This is a genomic window from Amphritea atlantica (assembly GCF_018860855.1).
Lineage (GTDB): Bacteria > Pseudomonadota > Gammaproteobacteria > Pseudomonadales > Balneatricaceae > Amphritea > Amphritea atlantica_A.
Window position 1 is genome coordinate 106,853 of the sequence record NZ_JAHKQE010000028.1, and the last position, 24,607, is coordinate 131,459.

Consider the following 24,607-nt stretch of genomic DNA (forward strand, 5'->3'; position numbering starts at 1 on the left):
TTTTTACGGGAACAATTGATTAAGGTAGTGATATACTAACGCGCGAATTAACCGGTTGCCATCAGGCCCGAATTAAGGAGTTATCAGAGTGGCATTTATTCGTTGGTTTCTCGGTAGGATCATCCTGCTATTGAACTTTGTTTTTCGTCCTCGCACCATTAAACGGGACTCTGAGCAACAGCGTGAGTTAGATCTTCGCACCGCTCATCTATCACTCTATCAGTATGAGGCGTGTCCGTTTTGCGTCAAAGTACGTCGTGCCTTGCGTCGTAACGGTCTAAATATTGAATTACGTGATGCCAAAAAAGTTGATCTGTACCGTCAAGAATTGCTTGAAGGGGGTGGTCGGCTAAAGGTTCCATGCCTACGTATCGATGAAGCGGACGGCGAAGTTCGTTGGATGTATGAATCTTCCGATATTATTCATTACCTTGAACAGGCCTATGTCACGCCAAACATTGGTGCATAAGCATTGTTGAGGGTAATAAAGGCAGCGAAGGCTGCTTTTTTTGTGCCCGCCGCTAGCGTCGCTGAGCGAATTAAGATAACTTATCTGTATATTTAACCAGTGTTATTGAACATGATTTTATACATAGCAGAAAAGCCCAGCTTAGCCCGTGCCATCGCGGATGTGTTGCCTAAACCCCATAAAAAACAGGATGGCTTTATTGAGCTAGGTAATGGTGATTGCGTCAGCTGGTGTTTAGGGCATCTGCTCGAACTGGCGGACCCCGCAGACTACAATCCTGATTTCAAACCGTGGCGGTTTGAGCATCTGCCGATTATCCCCGATGAGTGGAAATTAAAACCTCGGACGAAAACTCGTTCACAGCTAACGGTGTTACGGCGCTTGATTCGCCAATCGAAACAATTGGTACATGCGGGCGACCCAGACCGAGAAGGCCAACTGCTGGTGGATGAGGTGATTAATTATCTGGGCGCTAGTGAAACGAAGAAAAGAACAGCGCAGCGGTTGCTGATCAGTGACCTTAACCCTAAAGCGGTGAGTGCTGCCTTACAGAATTTAAAACCTAATAGTGAATTTATACCGTTATCTGTTTCCGCATTAGCGCGTTCCCGCGCGGATTGGATTTATGGCATCAATATGACCCGCGCCTACAGTATTCAGGGGCGTAAAGCGGGTTATCAAGGCGTCTTGTCGGTGGGGCGGGTGCAGACGCCGTTGTTGGGCTTGGTTGTACGCCGTGATGCCGAGATTGAAAACTTTGTATCCAAGCCCTTTTACGAAGTGCAAGCGGTCGTTGAAACGCAAGCAGGGGAGCGTTTTAATGCCAAATGGAAGCCGAGTGAGAATTGTCAGCCTTATCAGGATGATGAAGGGCGGGTATTAAACCGTAAACTGGCGGAAACGGTGATCAGCCGGATCAAAGGTCAACCGGCAGAGTTGCTGAATCTGACGCAAAAACGTAAGCGTGAGAATGCCCCGTTACCTTTTAGTTTGTCTAGCTTACAGATAGAAGCGGCCAAGCGTTTTGGCATGAGTGCTAAAGAGGTACTGGATAACTGCCAAAAACTCTATGAACGCCATAAACTGCTGACCTACCCACGTTCCGATTGTCGTTATCTGCCAGAAGGTCATTTTGCGCAGGCGGCTGAGGTTATCGCGAGTATCACGAGCAATCAACCAAGCCTTGCAGAGCATCTACCGCAGATTGATGCTAGCCGGCGCTCCTCTGCTTGGAACAATAAAAAAGTCAGTGCCCACCATGCGATTATTCCAACCACGCGACAGGCGAATCTGTCTTCCCTGAATGATGCCGAGCGTAAGCTTTACACCCTCGTTAGCCGCTATTATTTGGCGCAGTTTATGCCGCCGTATGAATATGATGATACTCGGGTTGATCTGCGTATTGCCGGTGGGCAGTTTATTGCTAATGCTCATCAGACAAAGAGTCTAGGTTGGAAACCCCTGCTCTCGGACGCTACCGAGAAACATAGTAGTTTACCGGTATTGCGTGAGGGGCAGCCATTAACCTGCATTGAGGGGATTTTGGATGAGAAAAATACACAACCCCCTAAGTACTTTACGGATGCGACGCTATTAGCAGCGATGACCGGTATCGGTCGTTATGTCACCGATGCCGAAATCCGCAAAGTGCTCAAGGAAACGGATGGTCTAGGAACTGAAGCGACGCGCGCGGGAATTATCGAACTGCTGTTCACTCGGGGCTTTTTGAGTCGGGAAGGCAAAGCGATCCGCTCCACGGAGGTGGGTAGGGCGCTCATCAATTGCTTGCCTGAAAGCGCAACGACCCCGGATATGACCGCCTTATGGGAATCTGAACTCGGCCGGGTATGTCAGCAAGAAGCCAGTTATAACAGCTTCATGCAACCGCTGGCAGAACGGCTCAAAGAGTTGATTGCTCAGTCATCTCAGGTGGTAATTCCTGATACGCTCAAAGCGCTCAGCCCTAAACTAAAACCAAAACGGCGAACCAGTCGAACGGGCACACGTAAACCCGCTAGTGGGGTTAAACGTACGTCAGCGAAAAGTAAAACACCGAGTAAGCCGAGAAAAGCCGCGCCCCGCAAGGCATAGACTGCTTTACGCGTGTTTGATACAAAAGGTAATTAAAAACGGTGCTCATGGCACCGTTTGATTAAGACTGCGGGATGTGAGCATTACTGCTTAGCTAAAAAGGTTATTCAACCTAGTTTAGGTTCATGCCAGTTGATACATTTGAGGAACTTGTGGCCCGGATAGAACTTACCATCACTGCCGGTTTGATCCTCTGCTGATTTGATAAAGGCTTCGGGCAGTTCGCCACCACGGTAAACATTCAGACCAACCTCGTTACGGTAATAAGCCAGTGTTTGTTCGACTTCGTCCTCTGTTTTGCAGAGTTTTGATAGGTTGCTCGCTTGCACCGCCGACATGTCAGTGTCGGCATCAATACCTAGGATATGGGCCATGCCGTAGGTGACCACAAGGATATCCGCTACCGCATCACGGACTTCAGACATATCTTTATTGTTAATCCCTTCCACCAGCTCAGCCAGCTCTTCGTGAATCAGGTGTAGTTGTTTGCCTGCCTTTTCCCAGTCGGGGTTTTGCAGATCGCCTTTCAGGTTGCCGAAGACAGTGTTTAGATAAGATACGTCGGTGAAATTACTCATTGTGCTGTGTATACCGTTGACAGTTAAAAACGGCCTCTATGATGACGGTTTCACCTCTGAATCGCAATTTTGAAAGGGCGGGAATGCAGTTAATGGTCATTATTGTTGATTGCATAATTAGAGAGGGAAGGAAGAACTGTGGTTCTCGGCAAAAAGCATCTCGCTGTTTCTAGCTCGACACGACCTGTTCGCAGGCACCTTATTCTGTTTTAAAATCATAACGATTAGCATTCGGGTCACCTTGCTTCATTTTAATGCTAGGCGAACGCGCAGAACTTACCTTCTTAACGGCATGATTGCCTTGAACGGAGGTCTTATCACCACTCACACCAGGAGCAATGGGGGCTTTTTCATCACAGTGTGGGTGGCACAGCGCAGATCTATCTATGATGATATCAATGCCCCCGATGGGGTCATTGCCGGCCATTGCTAGTGTCGTTGATGAAAGTGCGACAGAGACCGCGATGTTAGATAGCAGTAATTTAAGCTTCATGAATGTCCCCCAATTGTACTTTGTATTGTGAGAACCGTGCGCTCATTCCCTCGTTACTATTCAGAGTATATAGCATGGATGAATGGAACCTTAAAACTATCTTGAAGCACGTAACATTGCTTATCGAAATGCTAAAAACTCTTTGGTTTTGACCGCGGCGGGCGGTGGCTTTTTTGAAGAAGTGTTTGGTGCTGAGTCGGATGTGATGAGAAGGTGACGGGTTCGATTGAAGATGTTGCCAGGTTTGATAGAAGAGCTCTGATACACGAAAGCCACCGTTGTCAGACGGTGGCTTGTTGGTTGAGTGATGCCGCGTTGATTACTGACGAATCAAGTAATCAAACGCCCCGAGTGCAGCGGTTGCACCGGCGCCCATAGAGATAATGATCTGCTTGAACGGCACGGTAGTGACATCGCCAGCAGCAAACACGCCCGGCATACTGGTTTGGCCTCGGTCGTCGATAACGATCTCGCCGCGGTTGCTCAGTTCGATAGTGTTTTTCAAAAAGTCGCTGTTGGGCACTAATCCGATCTGGACGAAAATACCGTCTACATTGACAACGTGGCTTTCGTCGGTGCTCCGATCTTTATACGAAAGGCCAGTGACCTTATTGCCATCCCCCAGTACTTCGGTGGTCATAGCCTCTTTAATAATGGTGATGTTAGGCAGTGATTCTGCTTTTTTCACCAACACCGCATCGGCCCGTAAGATATCGGAAAATTCCAATACCGTTACATGTTCAACAATTCCAGCAAGGTCGATCGCGGCTTCGATGCCGGAGTTACCGCCACCAATGACGGCTACGGGCTTGCCTTTAAATAGAGGGCCATCACAGTGCGGGCAGAAGGCGACCCCTTTAGTTTTATATTGCTCTTCGCCGGGGACGTTCATTTCGCGCCAGCGGGCACCGGTGGCTAGAATCACCGATTTAGCGGTTAAGATAGCACCGTTCTCCAGTTCAACCTGTTTGACCTGTTGGCCATCAGGCCCCGCTATGTCACGGATATCGACGGCACGCTGGTTCGTCATCACATCGATGTCATACTCTTTGACGTGCTCTTCTAGTCCCGCGACCAGCCTAGGGCCATCGGTTGCCTTAACCGAAATAAAGTTCTCGATAGCCATGGTATCCATCACCTGGCCACCAAAACGGTCAGCGACAATACCGGTACGAATGCCTTTACGGGCAGCGTAAATCGCGGCGGATGCGCCGGCGGGGCCGCCACCGACGACCAGCACATCAAAGGGTGCTTTAGCGGCGAGTGCTGCGGCTTGTTTCTCGTCGGCACTATCATCGACCTTGTTAATAATCTCTTCTAATGTCATGCGGCCATTGCCAAAGGGTTGGCCGTTTAACATTAGGGTTGGCACTGCCATGATACCGAGTTCTTCCACTTCTTGTGGGAAGACTCCGCCATCGATCATGGTTGCGCTGATGTTGGGGTTCAGTATTGCCATCAAATTAATGGCCTGAACTACATCGGGGCAGTTGTGGCATGAAAGCGAGATATACACTTCAAAATTGAGTGGCTTGGTCAGGCTTTTTGCCTGCGCCTGTAGCGCTTCACTTTCTTTACTCGGGTAGCCACCGGCTTGTAGCAGGGCTAACACTAGCGAGGTGAACTCATGCCCCATCGGCACACCGGCAAAGGTGACTCTGGCGACTTCTCCTTTAGGCGCAATCGCCATGCGGGGTACGCGGCCTGAATCATCGGTTTTGATGTTTAGGGTTATGTTGGCTGATAGCTCAGCGATCTCTTTCGCGAGTGCTTCCAGCTCTTTTGATTTTGGAGTTTCGTTTACAGACACCGTCAACTCAATCGGACTATCGATTTTCTGAAGGTAGGTGCCCAGTTGTTGTTTCATGTTGCTGTCTAACATAAATCACCATCCGGATTGAATTGAGTTAAAAGATATTGAGCGGTAGGTTAAATCCCCCACCATCAACGCTTTTAAGAAGCGTGATGGTGGGTGTCTTTCTTCTGCGATGGGGTAGCCTATAAAAGCCCCGTCATCGCTGGTGGATCAGATTTTGCCGACGAGATCGAGTGATGGTGCTAAAGTCGCTTCACCTTCTTTCCATTTCGCTGGGCAAACTTCACCTGGGTGAGCTGCAACATATTGTGCGGCTTTGATTTTGCGCATCAGGTCGTCAGCATCACGGCCAATACCTTCGGCAGTGATTTCCATCGCTTGAATCACACCTTCTGGGTCGATCAAGAAGGTCGCACGATCCGCAAGGCCTTGGCCTTCACGCAGTACACCAAAGTTGTTAGTAATAGTGGCAGTCTGATCACCAACCATGTAATAGTTGATAGTGCCGATAGCGTCAGAGGTGTCGTGCCAAGCTTTATGGCAAAAGTGTGTGTCGGTAGAAACAGAGAACACTTCAACGCCCATTTTTTTCAGCTCTTCATATTTGCTGCCGAGGTCTTCCAGTTCGGTTGGGCAGACAAAGGTGAAGTCAGCAGGGTAGAAAAAGAAAACAGCCCATTTGCCTAATACATCCGCTTCGGTGATATCGACGAATTCGCCCTGTTTGAACGCTGTAGCTGAGAAAGGTTTGATAGTTGTGTTGATCATGATAGTCACTCCAGTGAGTAAGATGTTGTGTTTGGGAACGAGATCTATAATGCACTACCGGCCCGTATAGGTTAAATTGATTGTATTTAGCATGTTGATAGCTAATATTTATATAATGAGTTGAGGCGGCTTGAGCAATACGATACAAAGGACTTCAGTATTGAGATTGTGCGAGGGATTTCTTGTCTTATAAGGGGTATGTGTTGGTATGTTGCATTCTTGGAGACATCGCTAGTTATTAGCCCTGAATCGCTGCGGGTAGTGAGTAGGTCAATAATGAGTGTTCATCTTTGTTCTGTTTAACTTCCAGTCTTATGTAGGAAGTTACAGAATTGACCTGAGGTTTAGATACTCAGCACTGGCCGTATAGGCCCTTCAGACGAAGGCCAGATTTAGTTTTACCACTGGCGAGTTCACTATTTATCCATAGGCTGAACGGTCAATTCCATACTTGTTCAGCTTGTTATACAGGGTGCTTTTGGCAATATTTAACTGTTTGGCGGCTTGGGTGAGATTACCTCCGTGCTCTTGAATAGCACGACAGATCACCTCTTTTTCTGCTTGATCTAGAGGGTTTACCGTCGCGACAGTCTGATCATTGTGAGCCTCATGAGTAGTGGGTGTTATGTTTTGCAGAGGACTCGGTAGATCGTCTGGTGTGAGTTCTTCACTATCGGTTAGAAAATAGGCGGCTGTGATAAGGTTACTTAATTCGCGAATATTACCGGGCCAACGGTGATGTTGCAGTAGAGACTGTAACGCCGGACTGATTGTCTTTTTCGGCCCCCCATGTTGTGCGGTTAACCCCTCGAGTATATGTTCAGCCAGTACTAGAATATCTTCGTTACGCTCTCTTAGGGGGGGAATTGTCAGAATCATTGATGATATACGGTAGTATAGATCCATGCGAAAGCGTCCTTCCGTTACTTCCTGCGCAAGATTTCTATTGGTCGCAGCAATCAAACGAAAATTTACTTTACGAGGGTAGGTTTCACCGATGCGACAGATCTCTGACTCCTGTAATACACGGAGAAAAATAGGCTGCAAATCGAGAGGCATCTCACCTATCTCATCTAAAAAGAGAGTGCCACCGTTAGAGGCCTCGATTTTACCGATCATCCCTCCACGGCGAGCGCCAGTAAAAGCTCCTTCTATATAACCAAACAACTCACCTGCTAATAGGTCTCTGGATAAGCTTCCGCAGTTAAGGGCGATAAATTCTTTGTTGTTTGCCTGACTCATTTCATGCATTGCATTAGCAAACATCTCTTTGCCAACGCCAGTTTCACCCTGCAGTAATACTGGGATTGGGGTTTTTGCTAAGCGGGTAGCTTGCTTTATAGATTTTTGGAATAGTGCACTATTACCGACTAGCCGTGAAAACCCTTTTTTATTATTGTCAGTAATTATGTTGGTTTCTTTGGGCAATTTTTGTGTTGGGTTGTGCCGAGGAGTAGGGAAAGGCACGATAGCTATAAAGCCAATATGCTCGCCATGATGGTAGATGGGCTCAACCCATTCTGGCTGAAGTTGGTGAATAATAGATGTTAACTGTCCTGAAAAAGGCTCATTTTTGTTTAGGCTAAGGATAGGATCAAAAGGACTCAAGTTTATTTTAAGGCCGCGGGCGGCTAGCACTCGATCTGCTTGATGATTAGAACGTATTAGATAGCCATTAAGATCTAACAGGAGCAGACCGTCATTTCTTGGAATACTGAAAAGCTCGAGGGTTATACCCAGTAATTGGTCACGTTTTGCTAGTTGTTGTTGTACCAGTTGACCTTCGATTAGGTGGGCTCCGGAAACGGCTAGTGCCAGACAGTAGTCATGCAGTGTTTCTTTGAGGCCGGAGATATTTACTGCCCCTAAAATGGTGTTTTCAAATGGATCGCGAATGACTGCAGCAGAGCAGGTCCAAATATTTATATTTTCGCAAAAATGCTCAAATGCGTGCACCTGTATAGATGAGCCTGTACGGAGTGCTGTGCCAATAGCATTTGTACCGGCAATTTGTTCGCTCCAGTTAACGCCGGGAACCAGCCTGTAATTATTGGCTAAGTCGAGGGTGTTATCATCCCCTTGTGAGCATAGAATCGTCCCGTCAGGAGCGACTAAATGCATAATGGTTCCAGAATCCGCCAATAAATTTTCAGCATCACGAATAATGGGTTTAGCTGCAGTGATAAGGCCCTGATAATCTTCTTTCAGGGAGTCTAGCTGGCACTTATTCATCCTAACCTCCTTATTGGCGATCAGGGGGTTAACGTCTGTCGAGATGCAGCGTTGCCAAGATGCTTGGATAACTGAGCGGACAGCATTATCTTGAATAGCCCCTTTATTGAGTAGCACTTCTCTAGCTTTTGCTATTTTCTGGGGATGCTCGACAGCTGCTGTTCCTCGTAAGGAGGTTCTTATATTTACAGGCTTCATACCATTTTTTTATATTTATTTATAGGTCGTTCAATTCTGCACCGACTGCCATCGTTTTACAATCGTCTGTTTTTCAGACGGTTTTAATTAGACCTACTCTACTTTTTATCCTGTTGTAACGGAGTAACTCGTTCGATTATTTTTAATAAACCCGTTTGATAAACGGTCGATGAACGACTGATTATCGAACGATTCTGTATTTTTTATTCGTATATATATACTTGGATTTTTATTTAATTATTTGTTTTTTATGGATATTTTTATATTGGCATAGTGGCTGCAATTGAATCTATTGATCAGTTTAGACTGATTGAAATACTTACTATGGCAAATCTCACCAGGTAAGCAGAGACAATAAAAATAATATGAGGATAAAATTTTGAATCAATTAATGAATCCAGTAGAAGTCCTAGGAATAGATGCCGGTGGCACTATGACCGATACCTTTTTTGTCCGAGCCGACGGAGAATTTGTCGTCGGCAAAGCACAAAGTAATGTTAATGAATCTCAGGCGGTACTTGAATCGAGTACCGATGCGTTGGCCCATTGGGATCGTAAGGTTGAAGATGTATTTCCAGAAATGGTGACCTGCGTTTTTTCCGGTACGGCAATGCTGAACCGAGTAGTCGGTCGTAAAGGACTGCGCACCGGTTTGATTGTGAGTAAAGGGTTTGAAGATTTTCATCGTATGGGACGTGCGATCCAGAGCTATCTGGGTTATGCCTTCGAAGATCGTATCCACCTAAATACTCACCGTTATGATGAACCCTTGGTGGATATCAAAGACACTCGAGGGGTTACTGAGCGGGTCGACTCTAAAGGGAACGTGGTGATTGCGGTTCGTCTTCATGAGGCCCGTGAAGCAGCACGTGAATTGATTGAGCAGGGTTGTCAGGCGATTGTTATCAGTCTTCTCAGCTCTTATCTCTATGAAGACCACGAGAAAGCGGTTCGCGATGCTTGCAAAGAGGTGGCGTGTGAGATGGGCGTGGATATTCCGGTGTTTGCTTCAGTAGATTACTACCCGGTCCGAAAAGAGAGTCATCGAACCAATACCACTATTCTCGAAGCGTATGCTGCTGAACCGTCAAGAGCGACATTAGGTACGATCAGCGACAGCATGAAAGATGTCGGCGGGCAATTTGATTTGCGCGTCATGGCGAGTCACGGGGGGACCATTAGTTGGAAGGCTAAAGAACTGGCTCGCTCATTGGTATCCGGTCCGATCGGTGGTGTGATTGGCGCTAAATATCTAGGTGAGAAATTAGGATATGAAAATATCGCCTGTTCCGATATAGGTGGAACTAGTTTTGATATGGCGTTAATTACTAAAAACAATTTTGCCATTCATAAAGATGGCGACATGGCGCGATTGGTGTTGTCTCTGCCATTGGTTGCGATGGATACCATTGGTGCGGGTGCTGGTAGCTTTGTACGTATAGATCCCCACGCTAACGCGATAAAACTAGGCCCAGACAGTGCGGGGTATCGCGTCGGCACTTGCTGGCCAGAAGGTGGTGTGGATACAGTGTCAGTAACGGATTGCCACATTATTTTGGGCTATCTAAATCCGGAAAACTTCTTGGGCGGAATCCTTGAACTGGACGTTGATCGAGCTCGGCGTGAAATTAAACGACAGATTGCTGATCCACTCGGCCTATCCGTTGAAGACGCGGCGGCAGGTGTTATTGAACTGCTGGATCTATCATTGCGTCAGCATCTGCGGGCGATGATTACCGGTAAGGGTTATAGCCCAACGGATTTTGTCTGCTTTTCTTACGGTGGTGGTGGCCCTGTACATGCTTATGGTTATACCAAGGGGCTAGGCTTTAAAGAGACGATTGTGCCGGCATGGGCAGCAGGTTTTTCTGCTTTCGGTTGTGCTACGGCAGACTTTGAATATCGTTACGATAAGAGTGTTGATATCGGTATTACAGAAGAGTCCAGTCAGGTAGATATTGCTGCGGCTACTACAACTCTACAGACTGCTTGGAATGAGCTACGGGACAAGGTCTTAGAAGAGTTCCGTATTAATGGTTTTAAGGATGAAGAAGTGACCCTAACACCAGGATATTCAATGCAATATCTGGGACAGCTCAATGATTTGGAGATTGACTCTCCTCTTGAGTCGGTTTCTGGTGCGGAAGATTGGGAAGATCTTGTTCAGTCTTTCAATGAAACTTATGCCCGTGTATACGCTGACGCTGCTCGGTCCCCTGAGCTAGGTTATGGCATCACCGGTGCCATTATGCGGGGTACGGTGGAAACGAAAAAACCTAATATTCCAGTAGAGCCGGATGCTGGTCCAAACCCTTCAGCAGAATCCCGTCAGGGCACTCGTCCTTTCTATTATGAAAAAAAATGGGTTGAAGCCAATATTTTCAAAATGGAATTACTTCAACCGGGCAACGAAGTTAAAGGCCCTGCTGTGATTGAGTCTGATGCAACTACCTATGTGATACCGCCAGGTTTTGAGACCTTTTTGGATGTGAACCGGTTGTTCCACTTAATTGAGTGCAAGTAATCCGATAATAAATACAACAAATTGAGGAAAACAGATGACTATTCAAGAAAAATTCAACGGCGAAAGTAGCAGACAGGTAAGCCTTCTGAAAAGCGGTCTGACGCTTAATGAGCATCGGAATTTGATTCTTAAACGGACGGAAGACAGCGGCTTTTATAATGGTTTGGAACGTTTGGAATTTAAAGAAACGGACCCTATTGGTTATGAGCGGATTTTTTCAAAGCTACGTGCGGGTCTTGTTAACTCCCGAGAGGTCGCTAAAAAAATTGCAGCGTCACCTATTGTTGAGCAGGAGGGGGAGCTGTGTTTCACCCTCTATAATGTTGCTGGCGACTGTATCGCTACCTCGACAGGCATCATTATTCATGTGGGCACTATGGGGGCGGCGATTAAGTATATGATTCAGAATAACTGGGAAGCTAACCCAGGGATCAATCCAGGAGATATGTTTACTAATAATGACTGCCAGATTGGTAACGTGCACCCCTGTGATATCGCCACAATTGTGCCTATTTTTCATGAAGGGGAGCTGATTGGCTGGGTTGGAGGTGTTACACATGTTATCGATGTGGGAGCCGTAGGCCCAGGCTCTATGTCGAACGGCCAAGTTCAACGGTTTGGTGATGGGGTACAGATCACCTGTCGTAAAACCGGTATTAATGATACGCCACTACGTGACTGGTTGCATGAAAGTCAGCGTAATGTGCGAACCCCTAAGTACTGGATTCTTGATGAGAAGACCCGTATTGCCGGTTGCCATATGATTCGTGACCTCGTTGAAGAAACAATTCGTGAAGAGGGAATGGAAGCCTACGAAAAATTTGCGACTGAAGTGATTGAGGATGGTCGCCGTGGATTGGCTAGCCGGATTAAAGCGATGACTATTCCGGGTAAGATCAAAACGGTTGCTTTTGTTGATGTTCCTTATGCGCATGAAGATGTTGTCGTTCCATCACCTTTTGCCAAGGTTGATACGATAATGCATGCGCCTTGTGAAATTACCATCAAACCGGATGCGACTTGGCGTTTGGATTTTGAAGGTTGTAGTCGATGGGGCTGGCATACCTATAACGCCAATCCTGTTGCTTTCACGAGTGGTATTTGGGTCATGATGACGCAGTCCCTTGTGCCAACCGAGCGGATTAATGATGGCGCTCGCTATGCTACTGAGTTCCGCTTGCCCAAGGGTACTTGGACCAACCCAGACGATCGACGTACAGCGCATGCTGATGCTTGGCACTTCCTTGTATCCTCCTGGAGCTCGTTATGGCGAGGTGTGAGCCGCACCTATTTTGGTCGTGGTTATTTGGAAGAGGTTAATGCCGGTAATTCCAATCCATGTAACTGGTTGCAAGGTGGTGGTATTAACCAAGAAGGTGAAATCCATGCGGTTAACAGCTTTGAAACTGCGGCCTGTGGTACGGGTGCCTGTGCGGTTAAAGATGGCTTGAATCATGCTGCTGCTATCTGGAACCCTGAAGGTGATATGGGTGATATTGAGATTTGGGAGTTGGCTGAACCATTACTTTACATGGGACGGACCATTAAAACCAATACGGGTGGTTATGGTAAATATCGCGGTGGTTTAGGGTTTGAAACCCTGCGTATGGTGTGGGGCTCTGCTGATTGGACGATGTTCTTTATGGGTAACGGCTACATGAACAGTGATTGGGGACTGATGGGTGGGTATCCTGCTGCGACTGGTTACCGATTTGAAGCACATAACACAGGTCTGCTGGAGAGGATTGAGGAAGGTAAATCGTTACCACTGGGCAAAGATCGTGATCCAAGTGAATGCGAACTTGAAAAACACCTAAGTAAAGATGCCCTAGTGAAACGGGATAAACAGTGTATTACCACAGAGGCGATCTTTGAAAATGGTGACCTGTATCTCAACTATTTGCGCGGTGGGCCTGGGTTTGGCGACCCATTAGATCGGGATATTACGGGTGTTGAAAACGATCTAAACCAAAATTTCGTGCTGCCAGAATTTGCCGAAAAAATTTATGGTGTGGTGATCTCTCAAGATAGTGATGATACATGGCATGTCGACGAGGAGAAAACGCTACAACGACGTGCAGCGGTTCGTAAAGAACGTATTGCCCGCGGTACTCCTACCCGAGAATGGATGGAAACAGAGCGTCAGAGCATTTTAGATAAGGACGCATCGGTGCAGGTTCAACAGATGTTTGCATCCAGTTTCGATCTATCTGAAAGTTTTCTGAATGAGTTTAAAACATTCTGGGATCTACCCGAGAAATGGGATCTGCTAGAAGAGTCGCTGGGTATTCCTATGTTCGGTGCGAAGCATCATATGGATATAAGTGAATTACCTGATGTACACCCCGTGATTATGACAGAACAGTAATCAACGGCCTCGAGGGGGCAGCCCCTCGTGATCCCTTATTTAAATTGAAATCTAACAACTCAAATCTAAAAACAATAAAGAGAGAGTGATTATGTCAAATTTTACAAAAAAACAGGTGGCAGATCTGGTTAAAGGTAGCCTTGACTGGGATACCCTACACATGATGCTTTCCATGCCTAAAGACAAAGAGCGCTATGCTAATTATATGTCCGTTTTACAGGATCAAGTATCTTGGGACGATAGAATTATTATGGCATTTGGGCCTCATCTTTTCTTGGCGGAGACAATCGACGATAAATCGTTGGTGACAAAATGTTCATGCGGTCATGACTTTGGTGATTACCGGACTAACTGGAAATTGAATGCGCTGATTTATGTCCGGGACGACGAGGAAAAAATGCAACAGGTTTATCCTAAATTGATGGCGCCAGATACTAGTTGGCAGGTCTACCGTGAATATTACTGTCCGACCTGTGGGGTGATGCATGATATTGAAGCACCGACGCCATGGTATCCTGTTATCCATGATTTTCAACCGGATATTCCTGCGCTGTTTGATTGGCTGGATCTTCCCGCTCCCGTTAATGCGTAATTGATAAGACTCGACTCACATCGCTTCCGGTTACTTGCTTGAAGTGTTCTCCCAATGTTGAGTCGAGTCATCACTGTTTTTTAGTCATGGAGCATCTTATGTCAGGTAACTATAACGAATCTCGGAATGCCGAAAACCCTTTTTTTGCATTACAAAAAATCTATGTCAAAAACTCATCCTTTGAATCTCCAAATACGGTTCGGGTATTCAGCGACGAGTGGAAACCAACCGTATCAATGGATTTGAATACCACCTATGAGCAAGCAGAAGAGGGGCTATATGAAGTGGTACTGTCGGTTTCTATCACCGCTAAAAACCATGATCAGTTGGCATTCATTGTCGAGGTTGATCAAGCGGCTATTTTTATGATTAGCGGCTTTCCTGAATTGCAAAAAACCGAAGCATTGGGTGTCGCCTGTCCTTCAGTTATGTTTCCTTATATTCGTGAAACTATTGATCATATTATGGTTAAGGGTGGTTTTCCGCCTTTAATGATGGCTCCGGTGAACTTTGATGTGCTGTATGCAGAGAAGAACCGTAAGTCTGCATAGAAAAATCAGCGGGGTATTGAAAAGCCGTTATGAGTTATATTTTTAATATCCCGTGTTATTAGACGGTTATCATTCTGTGTTACTGGCATTTGAGGATCGGGTGATCGTTTTAAAGACTACCGGTCAGTGAACTATATGTTCAGCGTAGCTTTGACAGATTCCTGCTTGATATAGGTTAAAACTAAAGAAGAATGCCTCATCATTTTTTAGGATGTACGTGCTATTAGTCAGTGATAGAGCCTGTCTATCTGAAAAGAAAGAGCACTGAACTCTTCTATGATTAACGTTAAACAGACTTAGCAAATTGCCATCAAAACCTTACAGTGAGACCACTGTTATTGTTAGTGTTTTTCTCGCTAAACCTGTGTCGTTAATGGCCAAAAGAGCAGCGCTAAATCGAATTTTATGACGGCTGTTATCGGTTTTTTTCAGTGTAGTTCTAATGCGACTTTAATGTTGTGTCTATTTTTTTGGTCTTAATCTCTGTGCCACAATATTGAATTTATTTTTTAATTTACTTTAAAAACAATTAATTAGGTGGCTATTTAGATAGCGTATAAGCTCACTTGTAATCTCAATTGGTATGCCAGCAGCGTTCCGGTAGTCTGGTTTGAGTCCTAATGACTATGAAGACCCCTAACAAAAACATTAACAAGGGATACCGAGATGAAAAAGACCTCTTTGCTATTTGCAGGTGTCGCACTTGCGTTGAATATAGCCAGTGCACAGGCTGCTACGTTGAGAATGGCCTATGATGCAGACCCTGTTTCTCTTGATCCATATGAGCAGCTTTCAGGCGGTACGCTGCAGCTTTCGCATATGACTTATGACCCATTAGTTCGTTGGGATAGAAATTTAGGCTTTGAGCCGCGTTTGGCTGAAAAATGGGAACGTATTGACGATAACACGATGCGTTTTCATCTGCGTAAAGGCGTTAAGTTCCATAGCGGTAATACGCTATCGACAAAAGATATTGAGTTTACTTTTAAGCGCTTACAGGACTCACCCGATTTTAAAGGTGTGTTTGCACCGTTTAAGGCACTCAATGTCATCGATGATTACACCTTTGATTTAGTCACCGCTAAGCCATTCCCGCTCGTCCTGAATAACATGACCTATCTGTTCCCGATGGATAGCGCTTTCTTCTCTGGGGAAGATGCTAACGGCAAGCCAAAAGACTTGCTTGTTAAGCATGGCGATTCATTTGCCTCACGGACTATTTCGGGTACGGGGCCGTTCACGGTTTCTTATCGCGAGCAGGGCGTAAAAGTTGAGTTTGCGCGTAACCCGAATTATTGGGATACCAACTCCCCAGGTAACGTTGATAAGATCGTATTCACCCCCATCAAAGAAGCACCGACCCGTGTAGCGGCTCTGCTGGCAGGTGATGTCGATTTTATCGCCCCAGTGCCACCGACGGATCATAAGCGTATTAAAAGCAGTGATAATGTTGAGCTGGTCACCATGAGTGGCACACGTATCATTACCTTTCAGATGAACCAAGAACGCAATGAAGCCTTTAAAGATGTGCGGGTTCGTCAAGCGGTTAACTATGCGATCAATCAAGAGGGTATCGTTAAGAAAATAATGAAGGGCTTCGCGACGCCTGCTGCACAGTTTTCACCTAAAGGTTATTTAGGATATAACCCAGCCTTAACGCCACGCTATGATCTTAAAAAAGCGAAAGCGTTAATGGCTGAAGCGGGTTATAGCGATGGCTTCTCAGTCACTATGATGGCGCCTAATAACCGTTATGTGAATGATGAGAAAATTGCTCAGGCGGTGGTGTCTATGTTGGCAAAAATCAACATCAAAGTTGATTTGAAAACCATGCCAAAAGCACAATACTGGCCTGCCTTTGATGAGCGTGCTGCTGATATGATGATGATTGGTTGGCATTCAGATACTGAAGACACCAACAACTTCTTTGAGTTTTTGTCCGCCTGTGCCAATAAAGAAACCGGTGCTGGACAATACAACAGTGGTAACTACTGCAACCCTAAAGTTGATGCCATGATGGCTGAAGCGAATGCCGTCACCGATCCTGCTAAGCGTGCTGGTATTATGCAAGCCATGGAAAAAGCAGTGTATGACGATGCTGGCTTTGTGCCGCTGCATTGGCAGAACCTAAGCTGGGGGGCACGTAAAGGTGTTGATATTGCGCCTATCGTCAACGGCATGAACTTCCCCTATCTCGGCGACCTTGTCATCAAAGAGTAAGCCTCTTTAATTTAAACCTTGCGTTTTGTGATGCCTGTTTACAGCTTTATGTATTCAGGCATTACATATAGCCTTTGGGGAGCATTGCCCCCCTAGAATAATAAGCAGATAACCTAGCGTTGGAACCACCGCGCCAAACCCTAAGGCTGATCATCATGATTGCGTTTTTTGTAAAACGGTTTTTTCAAGCGGTTGTTGTGATGTTTGTCATCAGCCTTATTAGTTTTTCTATTCAGGATAACTTAGGTGATCCTCTAAGGGAGCTAGTAGGGCAATCCGTGTCAGAAGAGGAGCGTCAGGCGCTGCGTGATGAGATGGGATTAAATGATCCCTTTCTAGTGCAATATCTGCGTTTCGCTAAAAAAGCAGTGCAGGGTGATCTTGGCGATTCCTATTTCTTTAAGAAACCTGCGTTTGATGTGATTATGAAAAAACTACCGGCGACCTTGGAGTTAGTCTTTGGCGCTACCATTATTATCATTCTTTTTTCAGTACCGATTGGTGTGTACTCTGCGATAAACCCCCAGAGTTGGTTCTCAAAAACGGTGATGGGTTTAAGCATCGTCGGCATATCGATCCCGGTATTCTTGACGGCGATAGGGCTTATTTATCTATTTGCCATTGAGCTTAATTGGCTACCCTCTTATGGGCGTGGCGAAACCTCTAACCTGTTGGGTTGGGAAACCGGCTTTTTGACGGCCGATGGTTTAAAACACCTGATATTACCGAGTTTCACCTTAGCATCCATTATGTTGCCGCTGTTTATTCGCCTGATTCGATCTGAAATGATGGAAGTGTTGCAGTCAGAATATGTGAAGTTTGCTTGGGCTAAGGGGATCTCCCCGCGACGTATCTACTTTGTACACGCACTTAAAAATACCATGTTGCCGGTTATTACGGTGGGTGGCGTGCAGATCGGCACCATGGTGGCATACACCATTTTGACCGAAACTGTTTTTCAATGGCCGGGCATGGGCTTCTTGTTTCTTGAAGCGGTGAATCGCGTCGATACGCCATTGATCGTGGCTTATTTGATTGTGGTGGGCGCTATCTTTGTTGTAACCAATACCTTGGTTGATCTTATTTATGGTTTGGTTAATCCGGCCGTTAAGTTGGCAGGTAAAAAATAATGTCTGAGTCTACTTTTAAGACGGAACAGCCACCTACCGCTTTACAGCGTTTTAAAGCGTCCCACTTTTGGCATAGCTTTAAGATTGATCGGGTGGCCCAGCTGAGTTTTTTGATTTTTTTAGCCTATGTTGTCTTGGCTATCTTCGCTTCATTGATCGCACCGTTTGATCCATACGATGCCTCTCAAATTGATATTATGAATTCAGAAATACCGCCCAGTTGGCAAGCGGAAGGTGAAGCCGACTTTTTGCTAGGCACTGACGCTCAGGGCCGGGATATGCTGTCGACCATCCTCTATGGCACGCGGGTGTCTTTGTTGATTGGGCTTTGTGCCGTGGCCTTGCAAGCGTTGCTGGGAATTGTCATTGGTTTGACGGCGGGTTATATCGGTGGACGTGTCGATAGTTTCTTGATGCGTATCGCCGATATTCAGCTGTCTTTCTCGACGCTCATGGTCGCTATTATTGTGCTGGCGGTGTTTCAGGCAACCTTCGGCACCGAGTTGTATCAACAGTTGGCCATGATCATGTTGATTTTGGTAATTGGTATTGCCGAGTGGCCGCAATATGCGCGTACGATTCGTGCTTCGGTGTTAGCCGAGAAAAAGAAAGAATATGTCGATGCAGCGCGCGTGATGGGCTTTGGGCGATTAAGAATCATGTTTCGTCATATATTGCCGAATACACTGTCGCCTATTCTTGTGATCTCGACCGTGCAGATCGCCAATGCGATTATCTCAGAAGCTTCGTTATCTTTCTTGGGGCTGGGTATGCCGGTGTCGCAGCCTTCGCTGGGGTCGCTGATTTCGAGTGGTTTTGAGTATATTTTTTCTGGTGTGTGGTGGATTACCGTTATTCCCGGTGTTGTGCTGATTGTGCTTGTCCTCGTTATGAATCTGCTCGGCGACTGGATGCGCGATGTTCTTAACCCAAAACTGTATAAGGGGTAACGCATGCCATTGTTAGAAGTTAATAACTTAGAAGTCTGCTTTGGCCTGCGTAGTGGTGCGGTTAAAGCATTGCGCGATGTCAGTTTTACGCTGCAGCGCGGTGAACGTCTGGGTGTGGTGGGTGAATCCGGTGCGGGTAAATCAGTACTGGGTTTCTCGATTATCAATCTGTTATCACGCCCCGGCCATATTTCATCCGGCAGTGTGCATTTTGAAGGCAAAGATCTAGCAAGTTTAGCCCCAGAAGAGCTACGTTCCATTCGTGGTAATCGTATCTCGATGATTTTTCAAGACCCGATGATGACCCTCAATCCGGTATTAACTATCGGTGTGCAGATGGTTGAGTGTCTCTTGGCACATCGCAGAATCTCGAAGGCGGATGCCAAACGCATCGCCCTGAAGAAGTTACAGCAGGTGCAGATCCCCTCACCGGAAAAACGTTTGGATCAATATCCTCATGAGCTCTCTGGGGGGATGCGACAACGTATCGTGATCGCTATCGGCTTGTTGCTTGACCCTGACATCATTATTGCCGATGAGCCAACGACGGCGCTGGACGTTACCATCCAAGCGGAAATTATGGATTTGATGCTGAATTTGTGTGAGCAGAATAACGTGGCATTGATCCTCATTACCCACGATTTGGGTGTTGTTTCTCAAGTGACGCAGCGCATGTTGGTGATGTATGCCGGGCGTATTATCGAGCAGGGGCCAACGAAAGAGATCATCAATGATGCACAGCACCCCTATACGCAAGGGCTTATGAACGCCTTGCCACAAATGGCGCTGCCGGGGCAGAAACTGAATCAGATTAAGGGCACGATGCCGCCTTTACAGCGCATTCCTAAGGGCTGTTCGTTTAACCCTCGGTGTGAATATGTCATGGATATCTGCAAACAAACACTGCCGTCTTTCACTCAGTCGGGTAACTGTCAGGTTGCTTGTCACATGGTGGCTGAACCCATGCAAGATAAAATGCTGATTAAAGAGGTCTGATGATGGCAGAGCAAGCTAATTCATTGGTGCAGATCCGAGATTTATATAAACGTTTTTCTATCTCTGGCGATTTGCTAGACCAATTGCAGTTTAAAGGTGGCAAGTTAACCCGTCATCGAGAGTATGTGCATGCCATCAATGGGGTTTCGCTGGATGTGATGCAGGGCGAAGCCTTATGTGTGGTCGGTGAGTCTGGGTGCGGTAAATCGACTGTTGCCAGAACAGTGATGGGGTTACTTTCGCCGACCGCTGGGCAGATCGCTTATCGAGGCGAGCGTATTGATAACTTGAGCGATAAGCAGATGTTGCCTTATCGCAAAAAGATGCAGATGATTTTTCAGAATCCTTATGCCTCTTTGAATCCACGAATGACCATTGTCGAAACCTTGCAAGAGCCGATTAAGTTTCATAACCCGTCGATGACCCGCGGTGAGATACAGGACAAAATCGCCGAGGTGATGTTATCGGTCGGGGTTGACCCTAGTTGGGGAGAGCGTTACTCCCATGAGTTCTCGGGTGGCCAGCGACAGCGTATCAGTATTGCCCGTGCATTAGCGGTTAACCCTGAGTTTATCGTCGCCGATGAACCTATTTCAGCCTTGGATGTATCCATTCAGGCGCAGGTTTTGAACCTGATGATGGATGCACAGGAGCAGCGTAATTTAACCTATCTGTTTATTACCCATGACCTGTCGGTGGTTGAGCATTTTGGCACCCGTGTGGCGGTGATGTACCTAGGTTCACTGTGTGAGTTGGCATCGACTAAACAGTTATTTTCTAACCCTCGCCATCCCTATACACAGGCGTTGATGTCGGCTATTCCGCGTTTAGAGGATGACCGACCGGACTACATCAAGTTGACGGGGGAAGTACCCACCCCGGTTAACTTACCCTCCGGCTGCGTGTTTCATGGCCGTTGCCCCCATGCTAACGAGCGCTGCAAGCAGGAAATTCCCGTGCTGACAGCGTTGGATGATGGTACTCAGGTTGCTTGTCATGGTGTCGAAGAGGATCGTCTTTAAATGGGGCGCTTAAGTCGATAATGTAGCGGTAGTGAGGTTTAAATATCGCGCTATCAGGTTTTAAAAAATTGTAATAACCCTTTTTATATAGGCATGAGCATGCTCAAGATTAGCAGCCAGTTTGATGCGGGTAATATAGAGGTGGTTGAAGCCTCGTCGTTACAAAATATTCAGCTTAGCATTCGCAAAGATCAGCACTCGGACTTTTTTCAGTGGTTCTATTTCCGTGTGCAAGGCGGTCAAGGTGAAACGCTGCGAATGCGTTTAGTGAATGCCAGCGAGGCGGCTTATCCCGATGGTTGGGATGATTATAAAGCGGTGGCTTCTTATGATCGTCAAACCTGGTTCCGGGTGCCGACCGTCTATGAAAATGGTGAATTGATCATTGAACATACACCAGATCAAAACAGCATTTACTATGCGTATTTTGCCCCTTATAGCTTTGAACAGCACCTTGATTTAATCGCTGCGGCGCAGCAGTCTTGGCGCTGTGAGGTTGTCGATGTCGGCAGCACCTTAGACGGTCGAGATATTAATCTGTTGCGTATAGCGACCGATGAATCAGCCGCTGACCAGCGAATGAATATCTGGCTAACGGCACGCCAGCATCCAGGCGAAACCATGGCGGAGTGGTTTGTCGAAGGGGTGTTAGAGCGTTTGCTTGACGAAGACGATGCACTGGTCAATTGGTTATTAGAGCGTTGTGTTTTTTGGCTGGTGCCGAATATGAATCCTGATGGCTCTGTTCGAGGGCACCTGCGCACCAATGCTGCCGGTGCTAACCTCAACCGAGAATGGCATACACCGAGCTTAGAAAAAAGCCCTGAAATTTTATTTGTCAGAGATCAGATGATGGTTCATGGTGTCGATCTGTTCCTTGATATCCATGGCGATGAAGCGTTACCGTGTAATTTCATTGCTGGGCAAGCAGGCGCGCCCGATGTGACGGATAAAATCCTAGCTGAAGAGGCGCAGTTTGTTGCATCACTTTGCCGTGTTAACCCCGACTTTCAGATGGATAGGGGGTATGAGCCGGGTAAGTTTGGCCCCGAGACCCTGACCGTTGGCTCGTTCTGGGTTGGCCATCATTTTAAGTGTCCGGCGATGACGATAGAGATGCCGTTTAAGGATTACGATAAACGTCCAGACCCAGTTTATGGTTGGTCTCCTGAACGTTCTCGAAAACTGGGTGCGTCTATAGTGCATCCAATTAAAGATTGGCTGGCGACGCGCTAATAACGTTAGGGATAGGGATGTGGGGTGGATAATGTTCGGAGCATATAGCGCATGGAACTGAGGTGGCTCGATGATTTTATCGCCTTGGCTCGTACACGCCATTTCTCACGAGCAGCGGAGGAATGCAATGTCACTCAGCCAACCTTGAGTCGTCGTATTAAGTTGCTTGAGGATGAGATGGGGGTCACACTGATTGATCGAAATACCCTGCCATTGAGCTTAACGCCCGCCGGTGAGGTGTTTCTGTCAGGCGCTGAGAATATGTCGCGTATCGCCCGCGAGACCAAATCGCAATGCCGTGAAATACGCAAACAAGTCGAAAGCCGTTTGCGGTTTGCCACCACCCAAACTCTGTATTTACTGTTTTATCGCAACTGGTTAATGCCGGCTTCTGAGCGGCACAGCACGCCGGTGGATTTGAACCTGAATTCAACCTCGTGGGCAGCCAGTGATTTTGTTACCGCGTTAACACAGGGTCAGTGCGATCTGGTGTTGTGTTACTGGCATCCATTGACCCATGTTTTTCAAGAACTTGAAGGGCCGGAGTTTGAACACCTCGTCGTCTGTGAGGAGGAGTTAGTGCCGGTGACCGGATTAGGTGAGGATAATCAGCCGCTGTTTCAACTGCCGGGCAGCTCCCGTAATCCACTTCCTTATATCAACTATCACGCTAGCTCATACTTAAGGCCACTGGTTGACCATTCGCTATTACAGGTGGAACAGCCGCCTCATCTGGTGACGATTAATGAAAATATGCACTCGGTGAATGTCAAAGCGATGGTGAAAGAGGGTTTTGGTGTGGGGTGGTTGCTGAAGCGTCTGGTGAATGAAAGCCTAGCGTATAACAGCCTTTCCTTAGCGGGGGATGAGCAATGGAATATCCCGCTACAAATTCGTTTATACCGTTTAAAAAATAGCCACCGTACAACGCTCGATTCTTTTTGGCGAAAGCTGAGTGAAGAGCTAGAAACCGATGGTCTTATAGAGGTGCCGAATTAATGACAGAGTTTCTGTTTAAAGATCATTTAGCCATTTTGCAACAACGTAGTGCCGATCTATTAGCGCAACAGGGACTGGATGCTCTGCTGATTCACTCAGGCAGTAGTAAAAACTACTTTCTCGATGACTATGCCCCAGCGTTTAAGCCCAATCCACACTTTGTACAGTGGATGCCGTTTCTAACCGAACATCCCGAATGTTGGCTGCTCATCAAACTCGGTAGTAAGCCGAGTTTATATATCTACTCGCCGGATGATTTTTGGCATATGACCGCGACAAAGCCCACTGATTTTTGGAGTGAGCTATTTGATGTGCAGCTATATACCGACCGCGCCGCTCAGATAAAGCAGATGAAGGTCAAGGGTGAGGTTGCTTTGATCGCTGAAGATTATATCGAGTTTTCACAGTGCAAGGTGCAGCATAATCCCGAAGCGTTGATGCACGCCTTGCACTATCGACGCGCCGAGAAAACGGCATGGGAGCAGCACTGCATTCGTGAAGCCAATGCTATCGCCGTTAAAGGACATCGTTCTACTCAGCGTGGTTTCTTAGCAGGATTGAGTGAGTTTGAATTGCACCAAGGTTATCTGAGTGCCACGGTTCATCTTGAAAAAGAGTTACCGTACAGCAATATCGTCGGCTTTAATGAACATGCTGCGGTATTGCATTATCAGTATAAAGATAGAGTCGCTCCGCCACAGATGCGTACCTTATTGGTTGATGCAGGTGCGGTATATCACGGTTATGTCGCGGATATTACCCGCACGGTAAGCCAAGGTAATCAGGACTTTCAGGCGTTGTTGGCTGGGATGGATCAAGCACAACAGGCGCTGGTTGAAACCATTAAGCCCGGTATCTCGTTTATAGCGCTGCATGAAACGATGCATCAGCAACTGTTTTCGATGCTGTGCGATGCCGGCATTGTTAAGCATGATTCGCTGCTTAGCCCTTCTGATCAACTGATCATCACCCGTACTTTCTACCCACATGGTTTAGGCCATCTATTAGGTATACAGGTGCATGATATCGGCGGTTGGCAGCAGGATATCAATGGCCTAATGTCCGCACCACCGGAGCCGCATCCCTTTTTACGCTTAACGCGAACGTTGACTGAAAATATGGTTGTGACGATTGAGCCTGGCTTATATTTTATTCCCTTACTGCTGGAGCAGTTGAAAGCTACACCGCTGGCTAATCACATCAACTGGGCGTTAGTCAATCAGCTGATACCTTGGGGAGGCATTCGTGTTGAAGATAATGTCTGCGTGACGGCTAATGGGGTAGAGAACTATACTCGTGATGCTTTTAGTGGATTAAATTAGCAGCGTATCAATTTCTTTAAAGAGCCGCGCCAAGGTGCAGTAAAAAGCACAG

Annotated in this window: 19 protein-coding genes; 14 read left to right on the top strand and 5 right to left on the bottom strand. The window is 46.7% G+C overall.

The window, feature by feature from the left end:
* Positions 1-88 precede the first annotated feature (88 nt).
* Complete coding sequence (locus KO512_RS12800; RefSeq protein WP_215952749.1) at positions 89-469, top strand: glutathione S-transferase N-terminal domain-containing protein; 381 nt, start codon at positions 89-91, stop codon at positions 467-469.
* A gap of 111 nt (positions 470-580) precedes the next feature.
* Positions 581-2,560 (top strand): DNA topoisomerase III, encoded by a 1,980-nt coding sequence (locus KO512_RS12805; protein WP_215952750.1) that lies wholly within the window; start codon positions 581-583, stop codon positions 2,558-2,560.
* Positions 2,561-2,667: 107 nt separating this feature from the next.
* Here KO512_RS12805 and KO512_RS12810 read toward each other — a convergent pair whose 3' ends face one another.
* From KO512_RS12810 to KO512_RS12830, 5 genes are all read right to left on the bottom strand, one after another.
* Positions 2,668-3,138 (bottom strand): nucleoside triphosphate pyrophosphohydrolase family protein, encoded by a 471-nt coding sequence (locus tag KO512_RS12810; RefSeq protein WP_215952751.1) that lies wholly within the window; start codon positions 3,136-3,138, stop codon positions 2,668-2,670.
* Positions 3,139-3,337: 199 nt separating this feature from the next.
* Positions 3,338-3,631, bottom strand: coding sequence for a hypothetical protein (locus tag KO512_RS12815; RefSeq protein WP_215952752.1), 294 nt, complete (start codon positions 3,629-3,631; stop codon positions 3,338-3,340).
* Between the two features lie 319 nt (positions 3,632-3,950).
* On the bottom strand, positions 3,951-5,513 hold the full coding sequence (gene ahpF, locus KO512_RS12820; protein ID WP_215952753.1) for an alkyl hydroperoxide reductase subunit F: 1,563 nt from the start codon (positions 5,511-5,513) through the stop codon (positions 3,951-3,953).
* Positions 5,514-5,657: 144 nt separating this feature from the next.
* Positions 5,658-6,215: an alkyl hydroperoxide reductase subunit C gene (gene ahpC, locus KO512_RS12825; RefSeq protein WP_215952754.1), complete on the bottom strand. Its 558-nt coding sequence runs from the start codon at positions 6,213-6,215 to the stop codon at positions 5,658-5,660.
* A gap of 420 nt (positions 6,216-6,635) precedes the next feature.
* Positions 6,636-8,447: a sigma-54-dependent Fis family transcriptional regulator gene (locus tag KO512_RS12830; protein WP_215952755.1), complete on the bottom strand. Its 1,812-nt coding sequence runs from the start codon at positions 8,445-8,447 to the stop codon at positions 6,636-6,638.
* Between the two features lie 577 nt (positions 8,448-9,024).
* Here KO512_RS12830 and KO512_RS12835 point away from each other — a divergent pair.
* From KO512_RS12835 to pepQ, 12 genes are all read left to right on the top strand, one after another.
* Positions 9,025-11,169, top strand: a complete 2,145-nt coding sequence (locus KO512_RS12835; RefSeq protein WP_215952756.1) for a hydantoinase/oxoprolinase family protein — start codon at positions 9,025-9,027, stop codon at positions 11,167-11,169.
* Between the two features lie 34 nt (positions 11,170-11,203).
* Positions 11,204-13,537 carry a hydantoinase B/oxoprolinase family protein gene (locus KO512_RS12840; protein ID WP_215952757.1) on the top strand — a complete coding sequence of 778 codons (2,334 nt, stop codon included), beginning with the start codon at positions 11,204-11,206 and terminating at the stop codon, positions 13,535-13,537.
* 91 nt (positions 13,538-13,628) lie between these two features.
* Positions 13,629-14,129: an acetone carboxylase subunit gamma gene (locus KO512_RS12845; protein ID WP_215952758.1), complete on the top strand. Its 501-nt coding sequence runs from the start codon at positions 13,629-13,631 to the stop codon at positions 14,127-14,129.
* A 98-nt stretch (positions 14,130-14,227) separates the two neighbouring features.
* On the top strand, positions 14,228-14,680 hold the full coding sequence (gene secB / locus KO512_RS12850) for a protein-export chaperone SecB (RefSeq protein WP_215952759.1): 453 nt from the start codon (positions 14,228-14,230) through the stop codon (positions 14,678-14,680).
* A gap of 666 nt (positions 14,681-15,346) precedes the next feature.
* Positions 15,347-16,900: an ABC transporter substrate-binding protein gene (locus KO512_RS12855; RefSeq protein ID WP_215952760.1), complete on the top strand. Its 1,554-nt coding sequence runs from the start codon at positions 15,347-15,349 to the stop codon at positions 16,898-16,900.
* 155 nt (positions 16,901-17,055) lie between these two features.
* Positions 17,056-18,030 carry an ABC transporter permease gene (locus KO512_RS12860; protein ID WP_215952761.1) on the top strand — a complete coding sequence of 325 codons (975 nt, stop codon included), beginning with the start codon at positions 17,056-17,058 and terminating at the stop codon, positions 18,028-18,030.
* Positions 18,030-18,980 carry an ABC transporter permease gene (locus KO512_RS12865; protein WP_215952762.1) on the top strand — a complete coding sequence of 317 codons (951 nt, stop codon included), beginning with the start codon at positions 18,030-18,032 and terminating at the stop codon, positions 18,978-18,980. Before KO512_RS12860 ends, KO512_RS12865 begins: the two co-directional genes overlap by 1 nt.
* Before the next feature lie 3 nt (positions 18,981-18,983).
* Positions 18,984-19,976, top strand: a complete 993-nt coding sequence (locus tag KO512_RS12870; RefSeq protein WP_215952763.1) for an ABC transporter ATP-binding protein — start codon at positions 18,984-18,986, stop codon at positions 19,974-19,976.
* Complete coding sequence (locus KO512_RS12875; protein ID WP_215952764.1) at positions 19,976-20,998, top strand: ABC transporter ATP-binding protein; 1,023 nt, start codon at positions 19,976-19,978, stop codon at positions 20,996-20,998. Before KO512_RS12870 ends, KO512_RS12875 begins: the two co-directional genes overlap by 1 nt.
* A gap of 99 nt (positions 20,999-21,097) precedes the next feature.
* Complete coding sequence (locus tag KO512_RS12880) at positions 21,098-22,234, top strand: M14 family metallopeptidase (RefSeq protein ID WP_354667745.1); 1,137 nt, start codon at positions 21,098-21,100, stop codon at positions 22,232-22,234.
* Positions 22,235-22,285: 51 nt separating this feature from the next.
* A complete protein-coding gene (locus tag KO512_RS12885; RefSeq protein ID WP_215952766.1) occupies positions 22,286-23,233 on the top strand; it encodes a LysR family transcriptional regulator in 948 nt (315 codons plus the stop codon).
* Positions 23,233-24,555: a Xaa-Pro dipeptidase gene (gene pepQ / locus KO512_RS12890; protein WP_215952767.1), complete on the top strand. Its 1,323-nt coding sequence runs from the start codon at positions 23,233-23,235 to the stop codon at positions 24,553-24,555. Before KO512_RS12885 ends, pepQ begins: the two co-directional genes overlap by 1 nt.
* The last annotated feature ends 52 nt before the right edge of the window (positions 24,556-24,607 follow it).

What these genes read in the sequence shown, in the direction of transcription:
- KO512_RS12810 (WP_215952751.1), bottom strand. Translation starts at nt 3,138, where the DNA reads ATGAGTAATTTCACCGACGTATCTTATCTAAACACTGTCTTCGGCAAC.
- KO512_RS12875 (WP_215952764.1), top strand. Translation starts at nt 19,976, where the DNA reads ATGATGGCAGAGCAAGCTAATTCATTGGTGCAGATCCGAGATTTATAT.
- KO512_RS12805 (WP_215952750.1), top strand. Translation starts at nt 581, where the DNA reads ATGATTTTATACATAGCAGAAAAGCCCAGCTTAGCCCGTGCCATCGCG.
- ahpC (WP_215952754.1), bottom strand. Translation starts at nt 6,215, where the DNA reads ATGATCAACACAACTATCAAACCTTTCTCAGCTACAGCGTTCAAACAG.
- KO512_RS12855 (WP_215952760.1), top strand. Translation starts at nt 15,347, where the DNA reads ATGAAAAAGACCTCTTTGCTATTTGCAGGTGTCGCACTTGCGTTGAAT.
- KO512_RS12845 (WP_215952758.1), top strand. Translation starts at nt 13,629, where the DNA reads ATGTCAAATTTTACAAAAAAACAGGTGGCAGATCTGGTTAAAGGTAGC.
- KO512_RS12880 (WP_354667745.1), top strand. Translation starts at nt 21,098, where the DNA reads ATGCTCAAGATTAGCAGCCAGTTTGATGCGGGTAATATAGAGGTGGTT.
- KO512_RS12860 (WP_215952761.1), top strand. Translation starts at nt 17,056, where the DNA reads ATGATTGCGTTTTTTGTAAAACGGTTTTTTCAAGCGGTTGTTGTGATG.
- KO512_RS12865 (WP_215952762.1), top strand. Translation starts at nt 18,030, where the DNA reads ATGTCTGAGTCTACTTTTAAGACGGAACAGCCACCTACCGCTTTACAG.
- KO512_RS12830 (WP_215952755.1), bottom strand. Translation starts at nt 8,447, where the DNA reads ATGAATAAGTGCCAGCTAGACTCCCTGAAAGAAGATTATCAGGGCCTT.
- KO512_RS12870 (WP_215952763.1), top strand. Translation starts at nt 18,984, where the DNA reads ATGCCATTGTTAGAAGTTAATAACTTAGAAGTCTGCTTTGGCCTGCGT.
- ahpF (WP_215952753.1), bottom strand. Translation starts at nt 5,513, where the DNA reads ATGTTAGACAGCAACATGAAACAACAACTGGGCACCTACCTTCAGAAA.
- KO512_RS12840 (WP_215952757.1), top strand. Translation starts at nt 11,204, where the DNA reads ATGACTATTCAAGAAAAATTCAACGGCGAAAGTAGCAGACAGGTAAGC.
- KO512_RS12815 (WP_215952752.1), bottom strand. Translation starts at nt 3,631, where the DNA reads ATGAAGCTTAAATTACTGCTATCTAACATCGCGGTCTCTGTCGCACTT.
- pepQ (WP_215952767.1), top strand. Translation starts at nt 23,233, where the DNA reads ATGACAGAGTTTCTGTTTAAAGATCATTTAGCCATTTTGCAACAACGT.
- KO512_RS12885 (WP_215952766.1), top strand. Translation starts at nt 22,286, where the DNA reads ATGGAACTGAGGTGGCTCGATGATTTTATCGCCTTGGCTCGTACACGC.
- secB (WP_215952759.1), top strand. Translation starts at nt 14,228, where the DNA reads ATGTCAGGTAACTATAACGAATCTCGGAATGCCGAAAACCCTTTTTTT.